General features: G+C 41.7%; 14 protein-coding genes. 7 read left to right on the top strand and 7 right to left on the bottom strand.

Annotated elements, in window-relative coordinates:
• Positions 1-17: 17 nt before the first annotated feature.
• From CWC02_RS11185 to CWC02_RS11175, 3 genes are all read right to left on the bottom strand, one after another.
• Positions 18-1,115 carry a serine hydrolase domain-containing protein gene (locus tag CWC02_RS11185; protein ID WP_249364101.1) on the bottom strand — a complete coding sequence of 366 codons (1,098 nt, stop codon included), beginning with the start codon at positions 1,113-1,115 and terminating at the stop codon, positions 18-20.
• 108 nt (positions 1,116-1,223) lie between these two features.
• On the bottom strand, positions 1,224-1,823 hold the full coding sequence (locus CWC02_RS11180; protein WP_138618271.1) for a hypothetical protein: 600 nt from the start codon (positions 1,821-1,823) through the stop codon (positions 1,224-1,226).
• A 115-nt stretch (positions 1,824-1,938) separates the two neighbouring features.
• Positions 1,939-4,392 carry a S9 family peptidase gene (locus tag CWC02_RS11175; RefSeq protein WP_138618269.1) on the bottom strand — a complete coding sequence of 818 codons (2,454 nt, stop codon included), beginning with the start codon at positions 4,390-4,392 and terminating at the stop codon, positions 1,939-1,941.
• 162 nt (positions 4,393-4,554) lie between these two features.
• Here CWC02_RS11175 and CWC02_RS11170 point away from each other — a divergent pair, with 162 nt between their 5' ends.
• From CWC02_RS11170 to CWC02_RS11155, 4 genes are all read left to right on the top strand, one after another.
• Entirely contained in the window at positions 4,555-5,562 is a 1,008-nt protein-coding gene (locus CWC02_RS11170) for a LacI family DNA-binding transcriptional regulator (RefSeq protein ID WP_054553993.1), read from the top strand.
• The gene (locus CWC02_RS11165) at positions 5,559-6,779 is read left to right on the top strand and encodes a glycosyltransferase (RefSeq protein WP_138618267.1); all 1,221 of its coding nucleotides are present in this window, start codon (positions 5,559-5,561) and stop codon (positions 6,777-6,779) included. Before CWC02_RS11170 ends, CWC02_RS11165 begins: the two co-directional genes overlap by 4 nt.
• A gap of 149 nt (positions 6,780-6,928) precedes the next feature.
• A complete protein-coding gene (locus CWC02_RS11160) occupies positions 6,929-8,155 on the top strand; it encodes a threonine/serine exporter family protein (RefSeq protein WP_082389304.1) in 1,227 nt (408 codons plus the stop codon).
• A 126-nt stretch (positions 8,156-8,281) separates the two neighbouring features.
• Complete coding sequence (locus tag CWC02_RS11155; RefSeq protein WP_138618371.1) at positions 8,282-10,522, top strand: tetratricopeptide repeat protein; 2,241 nt, start codon at positions 8,282-8,284, stop codon at positions 10,520-10,522.
• A gap of 40 nt (positions 10,523-10,562) precedes the next feature.
• On the opposite strand, the gene CWC02_RS11150 is transcribed toward CWC02_RS11155, so the two are convergent.
• Positions 10,563-12,059, bottom strand: a complete 1,497-nt coding sequence (locus CWC02_RS11150) for an arylsulfatase (RefSeq protein WP_054553996.1) — start codon at positions 12,057-12,059, stop codon at positions 10,563-10,565.
• A 335-nt stretch (positions 12,060-12,394) separates the two neighbouring features.
• On the opposite strand from CWC02_RS11150, the gene CWC02_RS11145 reads away from it, so the two are divergent.
• The 3 genes from CWC02_RS11145 to CWC02_RS11135 all read left to right on the top strand — a co-directional run bounded on the left by CWC02_RS11145 (position 12,395) and on the right by CWC02_RS11135 (position 14,970).
• On the top strand, positions 12,395-13,186 hold the full coding sequence (locus CWC02_RS11145) for a hypothetical protein (RefSeq protein ID WP_138599386.1): 792 nt from the start codon (positions 12,395-12,397) through the stop codon (positions 13,184-13,186).
• A 42-nt stretch (positions 13,187-13,228) separates the two neighbouring features.
• A complete protein-coding gene (locus CWC02_RS11140) occupies positions 13,229-14,398 on the top strand; it encodes a BamA/TamA family outer membrane protein (protein WP_249364100.1) in 1,170 nt (389 codons plus the stop codon).
• 110 nt (positions 14,399-14,508) lie between these two features.
• Positions 14,509-14,970: a hypothetical protein gene (locus CWC02_RS11135; RefSeq protein ID WP_054553999.1), complete on the top strand. Its 462-nt coding sequence runs from the start codon at positions 14,509-14,511 to the stop codon at positions 14,968-14,970.
• A gap of 8 nt (positions 14,971-14,978) precedes the next feature.
• On the opposite strand, the gene map is transcribed toward CWC02_RS11135, so the two are convergent.
• The 3 genes from map to CWC02_RS11120 all read right to left on the bottom strand — a co-directional run bounded on the left by map (position 14,979) and on the right by CWC02_RS11120 (position 17,517).
• On the bottom strand, positions 14,979-15,761 hold the full coding sequence (gene map, locus CWC02_RS11130) for a type I methionyl aminopeptidase (RefSeq protein ID WP_138618264.1): 783 nt from the start codon (positions 15,759-15,761) through the stop codon (positions 14,979-14,981).
• Entirely contained in the window at positions 15,754-15,960 is a 207-nt protein-coding gene (locus CWC02_RS11125) for a ParD-like family protein (RefSeq protein WP_138618367.1), read from the bottom strand. The genes map and CWC02_RS11125 overlap by 8 nt, the downstream gene beginning before the upstream one ends.
• Positions 15,961-16,032: 72 nt before the next feature.
• The gene (locus CWC02_RS11120) at positions 16,033-17,517 is read right to left on the bottom strand and encodes a S41 family peptidase (protein ID WP_138618262.1); all 1,485 of its coding nucleotides are present in this window, start codon (positions 17,515-17,517) and stop codon (positions 16,033-16,035) included.
• Between the last annotated feature and the right edge of the window lie 314 nt (positions 17,518-17,831).

The raw sequence follows: 17,831 nt of genomic DNA, 5'->3' as shown, positions 1-17,831 counted from the left end.
GCTATGTGCGCTTCAGTTTAACTACCTTTAATTACAGACAGCAGGAGTTGATCAATTTCATTATTCACTCCACCAACGCTACTATTGTTTAATATTACATAACCAATATTTTTATCTGTCACAGAGCGAGTTAAGGATGTCCAGCCTCTATTAAACCCTGCAAAACCTAGACTCTTATTCTCAGAGTCTACGACATAACTCATACTCCATCGCCCTCCTGTGTGAGGCTGAGCTTGAATCATATTTGCAATAAGCTGATTTGATAAAATATTTGAACCAATGTAATTACCTTGCTCATTTTTTAGCACTGCCTGATTAAACTTAGCTAAATCATCTGCCGTTGTTATAAAGCCAGCTGCAGCTGTTTCTGTAAAGTACACCATAGCTGTTTTGTTGCCATTCTCATCGTAAGGACTAGCCAGCTTTGCTGGAGAAATACGGTTGATATCAAACGAAGAATTTGTCATTCCGAGGGGTAAAAGAACGTTTTCAGTCATATAATTACTGAAAGATTGATTAGTCAGGTCTTCAATTAACAGCTGAACTATCGTGTAACCACCACCTGAGTATGACCATTTAGTGTCAGGTTCATGAATAATTTTAACGGCTCCATCACCCGTGTTATTGCCTTCTAATGACTCTACAAGAGTAGGTAATGGATCTTCAGCACTCCATCCATTGTAGCCACTTAATGAAAGCCCTGCAGTATGAGAGAGAATATTACGTAAAGTTACTTTGTTAGCATTAAACTGAGAATTCGGTATTTTCCAGCTTTTTAAATAGTCATTAATTGGTTTATCAAGTTCAACTTTACCTTGTTCAACTAGTTTCATTTCGCCCCAAGCTGTAATCACTTTAGAAATGGAGCCAACATTGAATAAAGTTTTGTGTGTGATTGGGGTTCTATTTTCAGCGTCAGCATGGCCATAAGAATATGAACCAAGCACCTCATTCCCTTGAACAATCGATATAGCAATACCACGCGCTTTGCTTTTTTCAAGAATTAACGGGATCTCCTTATCTAGCACTTTAGAAAATTCTAAACTTTTGGTTTGTTTTGCATGTAATGAGCAAGACGATATTAAAAATAATATTAGAATTATAAACTTATTCATGAGCATCCTTGTTTTATAACGACCGCATCAAAGGCCTAATTTAATTGACTAAAATAGCATTCAAAGCAGAAACCAAGCACTTAGGACCTTCCCTTAAGCTATTGCCTGCTAAACTTTTAGAGCTGATAGTAACTTCTCAGCTTCATCAGATAGCTTAACGCGTTCATCCATTTCTGAAACATGCTTTAAGCGCGTGTAGATTTCAATATAACGTGTTCTTGCTTTTACAAAAGCCTCTGAATGATAGCAGCTGTAAATCCACTCCAGCTCTTGCTCTGATATGCTTTCGAGAACTCTGTGTGGTACTTCCTCACAATACTCTAACAGTGAGAAGTTTGTTAGATGGCACATATCAATAGGTTCTACTTTTTCATCAAGTAGCCATGGCAATAAATATACATTCGAAAACATAGTTTCAGCTAGTTCGTAAGACGCCTTATTAATATTACCAATACGAAACGTTAGTATCGAACGACACAACATTTGCACTGGCTCACCCATATCATCAGGAAAGTGTGAATCATGCCACTGTATATGTTGCTCAGCTTTTTTCATATCATTGAGTACGAGCAACAAAGGAAATATTAAATATCGCTTACCATAACCATCTGAGATACAGCCATAATCTCTAATCTCTCGGTTAAAAGCAGATTTATAGCTAGATATCTTTGCGCGAATTTTCTTGTCGGTATCTGGAATTATAAACATGAACAACATTTCCTCTTATTTGCTAACCGCTTATCTACGAATAAGAATATGCAAGTAGGCAATACAAAAATCCCCGCTTAATGGGCGGGGATTCCTAATATAACCATTTAACTAACTACTGAGTGACACCGTCAGCGGCAACTGGCTCTACGGGTTTTTCGTCACTTAATAAGTATTTTTCTAACCACTGCTCTTGCTCCCAAAGTACATGCAGCAAGCTCTTACGAGCGCGATAGCCATGCGCCTCATAAGGTAACATCACTAAGCGGGCTTCTTTACCTAGGCCTTTTAATGCAGCGTACATACGCTCACTTTGCATTGGGAAGGTACCCGAGTTTGGATCTTCTTGACCGTGGATCATCAGCATTGGCTCATTGATTTTCTCAGCATGGAAAAACGGTGACATCGCCGCGTACACATCTTGCGCTTGCCAAAAGTCACGCTCTTCACCTTGGAAACCAAATGGCGTTAGGGTGCGGTTGTAAGCACCACTGCGGGCAATACCGGTTTTAAATAAATCGCTGTGCGCTAATAAATTCGCCACCATAAAGGCACCATAAGAGTGACCAGCAATGGCAATGTTATCTTTATCTGCCACACCTTTTTCAACAAGTACATCTACCGCAGCCTTAGCACTTGCCACCAGCTGCTTACGGAATAAGTCGTTTGGCTCTTTACCGTCAACACCCACAATTGGCATTTTCGGGTCGTCAAATACGGCAATACCTTTTGCAAGATAAGGCATTGGCCCCCAATAACCGATATAAGTGAACTCATAAGGCGACTCGCGCATTTGTGACGCAACGGCTTTATCTTTATATTCAAGCGGATAAGCCCACATTAGAACCGGTGACGGGCCTTGAGTCGAATCATAACCAGGCGGTAAATAAAGCGTGCCACTAAGCTCAACGCCATCAACACGCTTGTATCGAATTAGCTCTTTAGTCACCCCTTTAAATTCTGGGTAAGGGTGCTCAAAAGTCGTAAGTTGAGTCAGGGTTTTATCGTCTAGGTCGCGAATAAAAAAGTTAGGTTGCTCAGTTTTAGATTCGCGAATCGTAATTAAACGCTCGCCTTCGTCATCAAGCATGGCACGCACACGCTCATAATATGGCGCTTCTGATTGCCAAACGCGTGTTGTGGTATTGGTTTTTACATCATAACGGTCTAAAAACGGAATATTACCTTGTTCAGAGGCACCGTTACCGCGTAAGAAAAGATAACGCCCACCAACAACTTTTAATACGTCAGCACCTAAATCATTCTTTTCATAAATTGGGTAACCTGGATCTTTATACGCATCGTTATAGCTGCGCTCAGAAAATAGCACGCGGTTTTTATCTGCATTACGTGGTTGAATAACAAATGTGCGAACTTGTCGGTCGCTAAAGCGCCATTCAGATAACAGAGCAACATTACCGTTGCCCCAAGTAATTGAGTCAAAACGGCGTTCAACTTTCGCAAATAACTTAGCATCACGTTTAAATGGTGCTCTTAGGCTATAAAGGTGATCGTGATAAGGCACGTCGGTTTTCATATCACCGCCGTCTTGTGCTTCTGCCCAAATGATCTCAGCGCCTTGATCTGCTCGCCATTGAAATTCGCGGCGACCAGTACGCACACTGTCATAACCTTGTGGAATGTTATCTGCTAAAGGCTGCTTCGCAAGCTCTGCTAACGTATAGCCACGCATGCCCCAAATTTGCCAAGTCGCAGCAAATCGGCTGTAAGGTACTTGATACGAAAAAGGCTCATCAATCATGCCAACCAAAATATTGGTTGAATCAGGCGAGACCGAAAACGATTTAATTAAGCCCGGTTGACCAATCGGTTGGCCTTGACCACTGAGCGGAATATAAGTCAGCTGGCTTTGGGCAAAGAACTTAAATTGTGCTTCATCGTATGGGCTAGTTAGCAGGTTTTGATAAGTACGCGCAGGCGCTTTTTCACCACTACTTTGCTGAATAACAGGCACAACCTGCGAGCTGTCGTTGCTGATACGTGCTTTACCAATATTGACCGCTGCATTAGCGACAATAGCGCTGCTATCTGGCAACCAAGTATAAGGCGTGCGCGTTAGCACAGAATTAAGAGGCGTATCACTTAACTGGCGGGCTTGCTTAGTACTTACATTATAGACCCATAAGTTAGCACTCGATGCTTGTTCAACCACAAACGCCAAGTATTGACTGTCGCTTGACCAACTTGGTGAGCGTAAAATGCCATTAGGCAAACCAGATACAACAATTTCAGAGCCTGTTTCAACATGCTTAAGCACTAAAGATGTAAATTTATTACGCACTCGTGAGCGCGAAAAATTAGCAGGATTAAGCTTAATGCCCGCAAGTTTTAACTCTTCTTTGGCTAAGTCTTGTAAGGTATCGATGCGTTTTCTATCGAATAGCGCCAGCCACTGGCCATCATTAGATAAATAACTACTTGGTGCGAGCTTAGCGTCAACCACAGCAGCCAGTGCCGGCGATGGAGTTTGATAACCTTGATTAGCAAAACTGGGTGTGCAAACAGCTGCGCCAATGACTAGCGCAAAAAGCAGTTTAAATGCTTTCATGTTCGTTCCTTTTTCGTTTTTATTTTCGATTCTGTAAACAAGTAGAACATGTTTGCAGCATTTCATAAAGAGTTTCGACCCTTTTGGCAGCCAATCAGTGACTTAAACAGCTAAATTACGCTAAAATAAGAGCACTCTATTCGCCACTTTTTGCTAATAAAAATGAAAAAATCGACAGGCAAAGTCACAATTTGGGATGTTGCTGAACAAGCACAGGTTTCAAAATCAACCGTGTCTTTGGTCCTTACCAACAGTGATAAGGTCAGTAAAAAAAGTAAAGAAAAAGTACTGGCTGCCATTGATAAGCTTGGCTATGTGTATAACCGCGATGCTGCAGCCCTACGCAGCAAGCGATCAAACCTAGTCGCGTTGGTTATAAATGACTTAACCAACCCGTATTCAGCTCAGCTTGCTGTTGGTCTCGAAAAACACATCTTTGAGCTTGGCATGCTGCCAATGCTGGTGAATATTGCAGAGTGTGTCGAAAGGCAAACTCAAGTGGTGAAAACCCTAAAAGAATACAACGTATCGGCGTTTATTATGTGTCCAGCACCGGGGACTGAGCAACAGTGGCAAGATGATTTAATAAATAGTGGTTTTCCGGTTATTAATATCATGCGTGAAATTCCGTTTTCAGCTGCGCCGTGTATTTTGCCTGATAACAAAAAAGGCACACATATTTCGACTAGCCATATTTTATCGCAAGGCATAGAAGAAGTTGCATTTTTAGGCGGCACGGCAGAAATATCTGACTACCATGAACGTTTAAGTGGTTTTTTAGCTGCGCTTGAGCAATTTAATATCACTGACGAAAAACCCGTTATTCAAGCGCCGACAAACCGCCAAGGTGGCCGAGAAGCCTTTAATACCCTTATAAAACAAGCGCCAAATACCAAGGCCATTGTCTGTTTTAATGATGTGATTGCTTACGGCGCGATTGAAGCTATGCGCCAACACGGCCTTGAGCCGGGTAAAGACATTAAAGTTATTGGCTTTGATGACCTAGAAGATTCACGCTTAATGCTGCCCTCTCTTTCAACCATCGCCATTAATGCCGATGAAATCGGTAAACGCACCTGCCAGGTGTTAAAAGAACTATTAGATAAATCAACGCCACCCGTTCGCACCTTGGTGGATGTTAACTTAAAAATACGAGATTCAAGTCAATGAAAAAAGTGTTAGTGATCGGTTATGTATGGCCTGAGCCTAATTCGTCGGCAGCCGGCACCCACATGATGTCACTCTTGCGCGCCTTTCGTGCAGAAAACTGGCAAGTTGAATTTGCAAGCCCAGCGCAAAAAACCGAACACATGGTGGATCTCAGCGAAGATGGCATTACCACACAGGTCATTGCATTAAACTGCTCAAGCTTTGATGAGTACGTGCAAGCGTATAACCCTGATATTGTGATGTTTGATCGCTTTATGATGGAAGAACAGTTTGGTTGGCGAGTCGATAAATACTGCCCTAAAGCACTTAAAATTCTTGATACCGAAGATTTACAGTGCCTAAGAAATGCCCGTCACGAAGCTCACAAAGCAGGCCGAGAATTCAGCCATAGTGATTTACACAGCGATATTGCAAAGCGAGAAATCGCGGCAATTTTACGCTCAGACATCAGCTTAATTATCTCGCATTACGAGATGCAGCTACTCAATGACGTTTACAAAGTTGATAGCGCCCTACTTCACCATTTACCATTTTTGGTTGATTTACAGCATATTCCTACCAGCACCAAAGCATTTGCTGAGCGTAAGCACTTTATGACCATTGGTAATTTTCGTCATGCGCCAAACTGGGATGCTGTGTTGTACTTGCAACAGATTTGGCCGCTGATCCGCAAACAATTACCCGATGCTGAACTCCATATTTATGGCTCCTACCCGCCACCTAAGGCGACAGCGCTTAACAATCCAAAAACCGGCTTCTTAATCAAAGGCTGGGCAGATGATGCTTATCAAGTTATGGAAGATGCCCGAGTATGTTTATCGCCACTGCGTTTTGGGGCTGGTATTAAGGGTAAGTTACTCGAAGCGATGATCATGCAAACGCCGAGCGTAACAACCCCTATTGGTAGTGAAGGCATGCATCAAGATGAGCCATGGTCAGGCGCAATCTGTGAAGATGCACAGCAATTTGCAGGTGCTGCAGTAGCACTTTATCAAGATGAAGCGTTATTTAATGAGGCACAGCAAAATGGCCAGCAGTTATTGCAAAAATATTATGATAAATCAAAACTTCAGTCGCAGTTAATCGCTAAAATCACCGCCATTAGTGAGTCATTAGCGCAGCATAGACAGCAAAATTTTACCGGCCAAATGCTTAAACATCACACCATGCGTTCGACCCAGTACATGGCGCAGTGGATTGAAGCAAAAAATAAGTAATTTTGCCGTAAATAACACTAGACATAGCGGCTTTTGTCGCTAAAATCGCGCTGGTCAATTTAAGCGATATAGTCTAGCTATTAGACTATATCTTATTGAATTTTGGTCTATCCTTAACTGAACAATTTAACCTTTGGTTCAAAACGCCTTTGAAAACCGCAACGTTTACTGAAAAACGAAAATTTATCGTGAAGCTTGGCAAAATGCTTCATAAATACGGTACACCTGCATACCGACTAGAAGCGCACTTAATGGAAGTTGCGACTTACCTCGGTTTAAAATCATCTTTTGTTATGTCGCCAACATCCGTGACTTTTGTGATCTGGACAGATGGTCACGAAGAAGAGTATACCCATGTGGCGCGTGTTGATCCGGGCGATCATGACTTAGGCTCGCTGGCAGATACCGATGACTTAGTAAACAAAATGCTTAATGGCGAGCTGACGCTACAAGAAGTCGATAAACAGCTCGATATTATTTACACCATGCCAAACCCATATAATAAATTTATGACTGGCGTTGCATTTGCGACCTCAGGTGGGGCATTTGCCATGTTGATGGGGACTAGCTGGAATGATGTATTTTGGTCAGCACTGATCACCTTAGTGGTGTATTTATTTGTACTTTGGTCAACACGCTCTAAGCGTGTTGCGCATATGCTTGAACCATTAGTTGCCATTGTTTCTGCGATGATTGCCTGCGCTGTAAGCGTATACCTTGATGCCCAAATAAACATACGACTGGTGGTACTTTCAGCCATCATTGTATTTATACCCGGCTTAGCATTAGCCCTCGGTTTAGCAGAGTTAGCGGCAAGGCATTTAGTATCTGGTACAGCTCGGGTGATGGACTCATTCATGCTGCTGTTTAAACTGTATTTTGGTGCTTTTATTGGTATCGGTATTGGTTTTGCTATTTTTGGACAAAGTGATTTTGTGCAACCGGAACCATTACCAAAGTGGACAGCCTGGCTTGCTATCTTCATGTTATGTAGCAGCCTAATCGTTATTTTTAGAACCAAGCTAAAGCATGCTGTTTGGTCAATCGCTTCTGGCTTTATCGCGTATGGTACAAGTATTGGTTCGGCCATGTATCTAGATTACACTTTAGGTACTTTTGTTGGTGCTTTATCTGTTGGGGTATTCAGTAACTTGTTTAACCGTGTTGCTAATGCACCCGCCTCTATTGTAGCCATGCAAGGTTTAATTGTTTTAGTACCTGGAAGTAAAACCTATATCGGTTTGAACTCGTTAATTGAAGGTCAAGATTTCGTTTATGCGGAGCATATAGGCCAACAAACCTTCTTGATATTTATGTCATTAGTGGCGGGGCTTATCTTCGCTAACGTTGCGCTGCCACCGAAGAAAAGTCTATAACTTACTAAGCCCGAGCTTCTCGGGCTTTTTTATATCCCCGTTTTAACAAGCCGACTTTGCTTATCTGTAACAAACTGATATAACTCATAAGTGCATGTGGTAAAAATAAAAAGGATTTATTCTGTGATGAGATTGGCTTGGCTGTTATGTAGCTTTTTCGCATTTAGTGTGTTTGCAGAGTCCCAGTGTGTTAACTGTCATCAAAGCCAAGTTGCAGACTGGCAAACCTCCCATCATTTTCATGCTATGGAAAAAGCCACTCCCGCTTCAGTGCTTGGCAATTTCAACGAACAAACCCTCGACTATCAAGGCCAGCAAGCGCGCTTTTTTCAAAAAGACCAACAACTTTTTATAAGCATGCCAAACCTTGATGGCAAGTTGACTGACTACCCTGTTTTATACACATTTGGCTATGAGCCATTGCAGCAATACATGTTTGAAATGGGCAAAGGCCACATACAACTGTTTCCATTTGCGTGGGACTCACGCACTAAAACAGACGGCGGTCAGCGCTGGTTTGTACTGCATCCTGAGCAGAAACAACACGACCTTTTTCATTGGTCGCAAAAAGGCCAAAACTGGAATCATATGTGTGCCGATTGCCACTCAACTGATTTCAAAAAGCAATTTGACCTTAAAACGAATAGCTTTGACTCAACTTATTCAAGCATTAACGTGAGCTGTAAAGCGTGTCATGGCGACACACAAGCGCATTTAAAATGGGCTGATGGCGATAGTAGTATTGCTGATAAGGGCTTTACGCATAATATTAAAAAGCAAACCCCGCTGTTTACCCAAGAAATCGATGGCAGTATGCAAAGCGTGCAGCCTCTGGTAAAAAGCGAGCAAGTGCAAGTGTGTGCAACATGCCATGCTCGCCGCTCACAGCTTGATGACCGCAAAGACCCACATAGCTTTTTACAACACTTTCAAGGCTCATTACTCACTCCAGAGCTTTATCACGTTGATGGTCAAGTGTGGGATGAAGACTATGTATGGGGTTCATTTTTACAAAGTAAAATGTTCAATGCGGGGGTTACCTGTAGTAACTGTCATAACCCTCATTCGGGTAAATTAAAGCTACCGGGTAATCAAACCTGTACGCAATGTCATAGCCAAGAGGTGTTCGACACGCCGAAACATCACGGTCATAAAGTGGCAAGTGAAGGTAGCCAATGTGTTGATTGTCATATGCCTGCCACCACCTATATGCAAGTTGATGCAAGGCGCGACCACAGCTTTCGGGTACCACGCCCAGACTTAACATTAAAAACCAATGCCCCAAATGCTTGTAATAGCTGCCATGAAGATAAGACGCCGCAGTGGGCGGTTGCTAAAATAAAAGGCTGGCATCCACATTCAAAGCACCTTGGCACTGCGCATTTTTCTGAGGCGTTTTATGCCGCGGATAACCGTTTGCCTAATGCATCAACCATGCTGACCAAAATCGTGCAAGATAAAGGCTTTCCTGAGATCATCCGTGCATCAGCATTAAGCCGCTTAGCCGCAAGCCCAGATAACAATGCTGTCGTCGCGATTGCTCGTTCAGTAAAAGACAGCGAACCATTAAAACGCCAAGCAACCATTGAGGCGGCGATGCCGTTTGATATCAACCAGCGCTGGCGCCTATTGAACCCGCTTTTAGATGATGAAAATTTGCCTATCAGAGCCGAAGCTGCACGAGCACTTGCAGGTATGTTAACTCAACCATTTCCAGCGGGGCTCAATGAGCAAGACAGCAAACGTTTAAATGCAGCCCTTGATGAATACAAAGGCATTCAAGAGTACCAAGCAGAGCGTGGCTATTCACACACCAATTTAGGCAATTTGGCGCTCACATTACAAAAGCCTGAGCAAGCCAAAGCACATTACCTGCAAGCAATCAGTGTTGAGCCTATTTTTGCTCCCGCTTATGTCAATTTAGCAGATTTATACCGTAATCAAGGCGATGAAAAAGCAGCGCAAGCCATCTTAAAACAAGGCTTAGACGTTAACCTAGAAAGCGCCGACATACATTATGCCCTGGCAATGAGCCTTATTCGCGCAAAACAAAAAAACACCGCTCTTAACCATTTACAAAAAGCAGCGCAGTTTGCACAAGAAAATGCAAACTATCAGTTTACCTACGCCCTGCTGTTACAAGATTTAGGCAACATGCCAGCGGCCATCTCAGCCCTTGAGCGCGCATTTAATTTAACACCGAATAACCCAGATATCAGCTACAGTTTGGCACAGTGGTATGTGGCAGAAGAGAACTACAGCCAAGCGCTGTTTTATGCCAGAAACCTAGCCCGCTTGGTACCGGGCAACCAGCAAGTTGAGCAGTTTGTGAAACAGCTCGAAATGATGAATAGCATTAATCATTAAAAAAGGGCCTAATCGGCCCTTTTCAACTTATGGTTAATAATTAATGCCCATAGTTTAGTGATTTTGCTTTTTCGATTGCTTCATTCACGTTAAGTGACGCCGCTTCTTGACGTGGAGGGAATTCAACAAAGGTTTGAACATGTTCATTTAACTTAGCAATAATCGGCTGCATCAACCAACTCTTACGCATGATTTGATGAAAACCAGTTACCCCATCATAGTGTTCTAATGGATCTTTACGTAAATTAAATAATTTAGGCATACTGTGAGTTACCATATCTTCGTAATATAAGCCATTTGGTTTGGTTGCGAAGTGCATTTTCCATGGACCAAAACGTACCGCCGTAAGTTGTGACTCATAGTAATAAAAGAAATAGTTACGTGCAGATTTATCAGCTTTACCAGTCCAATAAGCTAGGTTGTTTTCACCATCAATATACACTTTGTCTGACTTTTTAAGCTTTTCACGTAAGTTCTTTTCACCTAATGCAGCCGCAACTGTAGGGAAAACATCTTCATGTGATGAAATGCCATTGAGCTTTAAGCCTTTTGGTATTTCATCAGGCCAGCGTACCAAGAAAGGCACGCGCACGCCCCCTTCCCAGGTTGTCATTTTTTCACCACGGAACTCAGTGGTTCCTGCATCAGGCCAGCTTGATTGCTCAGGACCATTATCGCTGGTGTAAATAACAATGGTGTTATCGGCAATTTTTAGCTCATCAAGTTTATCTAGTAGCTTGCCAACATGACCATCATGCTCCATCAAGCCACTACCAAAAATATCTTCTTCAGAACTAATGCCTGTCGCTAAATTTCGGCTTTCAGGTTTTAGGTGTGTGTAAACATGCATACGACTTGTGGCATGCCAAATAAAGAATGGTTTTTTCGCTTTAACTGCGCGTTCCATAAAGTTAAGTGAGCGCTCTAACACTTCTTCATCAAACGTTTCCATTCGTTTGCGAGTAAGTGGGCCAGTATCAGTGATTTTGCCATTGGCGTAAGATTCAATCACACCACGCGGGCCAAACTTTTTAACAAACTTAGGATCTTTAGGGTAATCAGCCTGCTCGGGTTCTTCAGACACATTTAAGTGGTACAAATTTCCGTAAAATTCATCAAAGCCATGCTTTGTTGGTAAGTGCTCATCTAAATCACCTAAATGATTTTTACCATATTGAGCCGTCATATAACCGCGAGCTTTTAAAAATTCGGCTAAGGTAGGATCGGCTTCTTTTATACCAAGAGGGTTACCAGGTTGACCTACCGTGGTTAAGCCTGTCCGCACAGGCAACTGCCCCATTAAAAATGCTGCACGGCCCGCAGTACAGCTAGGTTGTGCATAATGATCAGTAAACAATGCACCTTCGTTAGCAATGCGATCAATATTAGGGGTTGGGTAGGTCATACCGTGCGAATATGCACTGAGTGAGATTGGCGCAACGTCATCAACCATTATGGCCAATACGTTTGGCTTATCAGCTGCAAGGCTTACCGTTGAAACCAAACCGCAAATAGCTGCCGCTATTAGTTTTTTCATAAATCATCCTTTATTAGTTAAAGCAATACCTTTCACTCACAATGAGCTTTCATCAGTATAGATGAAAAAACGGTCGATTCTAGCACTTACCTTTATATACATTGGCCTCTATCAATAAAACCACCTATTTTCTATAAACCGCTTTTGAAATTAATAATTAATACCTAACAACAAATACTTAGTGAACTTTTTAGCTATACTAAAAAACTAATACCCCATAAATTTTAACTACTGGATCCCCATATTTTCGCCCTCAATTAGGATTGAACAAGAACAAAAAATAGACTATAACTAACTAATGAAAAAGCCTTTTTATCTCTGTGTAAGGACAACACATGACTTCATATCACCTCATCACACTAATTAGTATTGGGGTTTCATTTTCCAGTTATGCGGATAATCAAAAAGAAGTACAAGACATGTCAGATCCTCTGGCTGTTTATACTCAAATAGGCTTTGGTACCACTAACAAAGGGCTAAACTTAAAAGTAGGCCAAGCATACGACACAGGTATCGCAACAACTGCCGGAATGAATGTTATTGAAGTAAAAGGCATATATGGCGATGCACTAGGCTGGGAAAGCGACAGCAAAACAACAGATTCTATCGACTCGTTTCGCTTTCGAAACTTCTCTGTTGATTTGAGCTCTATGAGTGCAACGCAAATTGATGCTAACTATAACCTTAATGCCAATCTTGTTGCTGACGAAAGTATGGATGTTTCGTACAGCTTTATTAAAGCTTTAAAACCTATGGGACGTTTCACGTTCTATCCGTTAGCTGGTGTGGGTGCATCGCTTGGTGAAAATACCCTAGAAGATGACGGCAGTCGTGACAGTGGTTATTCCATTATGGGTGCTTATGGTTTAGTGGGTATGTACGCTAAAGTGACAATTAACGATAAAATATGGCTTAACTACAATCCATTTTGGCTAACCACTATCGGCGGTAGTGATAACTACAAAGACCATTACTATGGGTTAAACCAAAGCCATATTTTAACTCATGAATTCGCCGCAAGTTACCAAATAAACCCGCGAATGAATCTCCGCTATTTTGCAAATTGGAATGAAAACGTTGACTTTGTGGATGGCGACCACCGTCTCGAGTTTAATTATCAACTATAAATTAAGATTTGAAGAAAAATAAACTACAGGGTAAGGGATTAAGTGAAAAAAGTAGTACTAATAAATATGTTGGCGGTGAGTTTACTAAGCAGTGAAAGCTTTGCATCAAGTTACGATGAATATGCAATAAAACCTGCCGAGCAACAATTAAGCAATCAACAACAAAAAGTTGATGAACCTATTTCATTTTTGCCCATCCCGACGTTTATTACAGAGCCAGCTGTAGGGCCTGGCCTTGGTGTTGTAGGCCTTTTTTTTCATGACAACGAGAAGAAGGCTAAAAAGAAGAAAAAAGAGGGCTCTACCCTACCACAAAGCATTAGTTTAGTTGGCCTTATGGGCACTAAAAATGGCACCAAAGGCGGCGCTGTTGGCCACATTACGTTTTGGGATGAAGACCGAATTCGCTATCAAGGGATTGTTGGCTGGGCGAGTATCAATCTTGATTTTTATACCTTCGATGAAATAAAGCTTCTCACGCCATTATCGTTAAATATTGAAGGTCCTGCTGTGTTCCAAAATCTTAAGTTACGCTATGACGATAGTAACTTCTTTTACGGTTTTAAACAGATTTATCGCCAAGTTGATATTAGCTTAGCCGATAACCCTATCGAAGATTTTTTACTTGAAAACGACATTATCAAGGAGCACCTTTCACTTGATGTAAATACGTCAGGTATCGGTCCGCTACTGGAATACGATAGCCGAGATAACCCGCTTAACCCTGAACGTGGCTTTAATTACAAGGCCGAATATTTATATTTTGATGAGGCTATTGGCAGTAAGGTTGATTACACCAGTCTAAAGCTAACCGCCTTAAACTATTGGCGTTACACCGATAAGTTTAATTTTGCTTTACGCATGCAGTATGACTCGGTTAATAATCGAGGTGAGAAACGCTTACCGGTTTACATTCCGCCAAGTATTAGCTTGCGTGGGGTGTCAGCAACGCGTTATCAAGGCCTAGATGTATTTGTTACTGAAGCTGAAGCAAGCTATAAAGTCACACATAAAATAAAACTCAATGTGTTTACTGGTATGGGCTGGGCAGCCGATAGCTTTTCTGACTTATCAAAGGCTGAAACCATTGATACTGTGGGTGCAGGGTTTCGCTATTTGATTGATGAACATTACGGTATCAGCATTGGTTTAGATGTAGCCCATGGTCCTGAACAAAATGCTATATACATTCAAGCAGGTTCTACCTGGTAGCAAAACCAGTGCTTTTTCACTAGTTTTCAAGAAAATCCAAACCAAAAGATTGAATTCGTTGATTTCACTGCTATTATCAAAAGCTCAATAAATATTCAGGGATTGAACGGATGCATAAAAAAGTATCAACAAACCATTATCCATTCAAAAACTTTAAACCTCACGGCCTTGTTGAGTTTTATCAACGTGAAAATACACTTTTAACAACCGCAACAGGTCCTTTCAATGAAGAGATTATTGACGCGCACTCTTTTATGCAAAAGGATTACATCAATAAGCTCAACGCTGATTACGGCCAGTGGTTTGAATTAGTTGAATTTAAAAATTCGTGTATGGCAACCCCTGATGCACTTGAAAAGTTAATGGTGTATTTTGTTGAACTCAAGCGTAAGGGCATTGCACCGGCCAAAACAGCCTTAGTCATAAAAGATGGGCTTGAAGGCGGTAGCTTGCTGAGTGATACCTACTGCAATTTGTATAAACGCGCAGGCTTGATAATGAATGTATTTAAGTCAAAAACAGCGGCCCTTAACTGGTTAGCAGAAGAGCCCGTTGCTGAATTAGCCTGTTAACACACAATTTATTTTAAAAAGTGTTGCTCTTCTTCGCGTAAGGTTAACACTTCAACTCCCTCAGCTGTTACTGCTAAAGTGTGCTCCCATTGCGCAGAAAGCTTTTTATCTCTTGTAACCACAGTCCAGCCATCGGGCTTGGTTTTTACTTTAGCAGCCCCTTGATTGATCATTGGCTCAATTGTAAAGGTCATCCCCTCTTTTAATACCAGCCCGGTATTTTTCTTGCCATAATGCAATACTTGTGGCTCTTCGTGCATTTGCTGGCCGATGCCATGACCACAGTACTCTTTAACCACACTATAACCATGTTGATGAGCAAAATTTGCAATCGCATTACCTATGTCTCCGAGCCTCACACCCGGCTTAACCATTTTAATTGCGTGCCAAAGAGCTTGCTGAGTGGTGTCTACCAAACGCTTTGCTAAAGGCGATATATCTCCAATTAAGTACATTTTGCTCGAGTCAGCTAAATAGCCATTTTTCTCAAGAGTGATATCAATATTCACAATATCGCCTGCTTTTAAAATACCCTTCTCGCTTGGAAAACCATGACATACCACCTCGTTCACAGAGGCATTTAGTACATAAGGGTAGCCGTACTGCCCTTTACTTGATGGCCTTGCTTGTAACTGTTCAACGATGTAGCGCTCAACGAGATCGTTTATTTCCATTGTAGTCACTCCCTCTTTTACAAAAGGGTCGAGATAAGCAAATACATCAGCAAGTAATCGACCAGACTCTCGCATCAAAGCAATTTCGTCTGCATTTTTAATTACAACTTTACTCATCACTCATATCCTTAGCCTTCACATCAGCTTGACGAAGTTGCTCTTTGATAATATCGCTGTAAGTCATGGTGGGGTTAAGCTCTGCAAGCATCCCTATTTTAATCCAATACTCAGATTGTGAGTTGATTGAGCGCACCATCGCTGTGCTTGCTTTACGGATTTCTTCGTGTAGCTCATCGCTTATTTTAACAATACCCATCATGTGACCTATATATGAAACGTATATAGATCGTATTCATATAATATAAAAAAGCAAGAAGAACTTGTTTAATTACAACTCAACAATCATTTTAACAAGCGCTTGCGTTGTCCATTCAAGCTCATTGAATTGAATATCAGGTTGATAATAAAAGCCTTTTTCTCGGGGTCTGTTCACATAGACCTTTATCGGCAGAATGACTTTAGCAAAACCTGAAGGTAGGGTTTCGAGCCTCACTTCCATATAGGTAGAATCGGTACTACTTGGTGCGCCAACTAACTGTGTGTTTGCAAATAATTTAAAACTATCAAGTGCGTCTAAACAGGCGCTGGCACATTGCCCTGGCACAATCACATAAACCGGTGTAGTAAACTTGCTGGCGTTTTTTGGCAATGCTGGCTGCTCTGCTGCAGGTATCTCAACATAAAAGTGTTCACCTTTTTCATAAGCCGACTGCATACTTTCGTGAGTCGTCTTTAACCATTGATACCACGGGCTAGCTTTATCATAGCTTGCGACTACATCGCCAAAATAGTCAGTATTGCCTTTAGAAGCACGCCACCACACTTGGGTATTTTTGTGTAACTCATAGCGGCCATATTTAAATTGTTCGCTACCCCAAAGTGCTGAGGCTATTTGCTCACTCCACATCGATGAGCCACCTTGATTATGGCGAAGATCAAGCACCACAGCTTTAGCTTGCATTAACTTATCATGTTGCTGTTCAATGGCGCTCAGCATCGTTTGGTAATCTGCTTGCTGCTGCTCATTGGGTGCATACGTTGGCATACTGATCCACGCAATATCCTTTAAAGGCCAATTAAGCTCAATTGGTAACTTGTCGCCGTTGTAAGCATGTTTAAGTTTACCACTGACATCATCAGGCCTAATACGCCAATTTAACTTTAAGCTGTAAACAGAGCCGTCGGCTTTTTCAAATGTGCAGCTTTCAAGTGGCGATAAAAACGGGTTTCCGTCATCAATAGTTAGTCGCCAGCCATGATTCCACCAACTACCAGGTTGCTCAACTTCGCCGTAATAGCGAAAAACACGTTCAACGAGCAAAGTATTAATTGCTGTATTATCACAGCTTACGAGCTTATCGCCCTTGGCAACTGTATCTAATTCGCTGTAATACACTTTTAACGCATCACCGCACCATACAGTTGAAAAGCCCGGCCAACTTCTTTGGGGTTTTAATTCACTTGGTAAGGTATCAATCGCTCCCGCATGACCATCTTGTAGTACAGTTCTAAAACGTGCAATAGCCGCAGCAAAACCTTGTGAACTATGCGCTTTTACAGCCAGCTTTAAGCCTTCTTGCTTTGCTTTTTCAAGCTGTTTAGCAAAGCCTGGATTTCGTACATCATGCATCCCTGGGTGATTGATAACCGATAATTGATAAGCCGCTTCAACATCTTTTATAGCAAGTTCAGACCAATTAATTTCAGAGTGAGTGACTGTACGCCCCTCATCGGCGCGACATAGATTAACACCAAAAGGGCTAAAGTTTAGAGCTGTAAAGATGAGTGATAAGTAAAGCGTCAAGCGTTTCATAAAAATCCATTTTAAATAATTATTATGTTTAAAAAAAACCCTATTTAATCACTAAGGCATTGTTGTGGCAATAAAAAGTACTTCACATGCTAATAGATTAAAAAAATTCATCTATCAGGTTTATTTTAATCGTTTGTCGAATTAGAAGGATTACTCTAAAGTTAACTCATCAGCGCTTTTAAGCTAAACAGCTTCACACCATTGAGCGTGTTTGCGCTAACCGAATTGTTGTCACAAAAAGTCTAGCTTGTGTGTTCTCTGGGCTTTTTTATATACCGAGTCACTGCATACGTGGTGACTCAACCAAATTGTTG

Origin of the sequence: Pseudoalteromonas sp. S2721, assembly GCF_005887425.1 — a bacterium.
In the GTDB taxonomy this organism is placed as follows: Bacteria; Pseudomonadota; Gammaproteobacteria; order Enterobacterales; family Alteromonadaceae; genus Pseudoalteromonas; species Pseudoalteromonas simplex.
The sequence above is the reverse complement of the archived record's forward strand: the minus strand, read 5'-3'. Positions and strand labels throughout refer to the sequence as shown.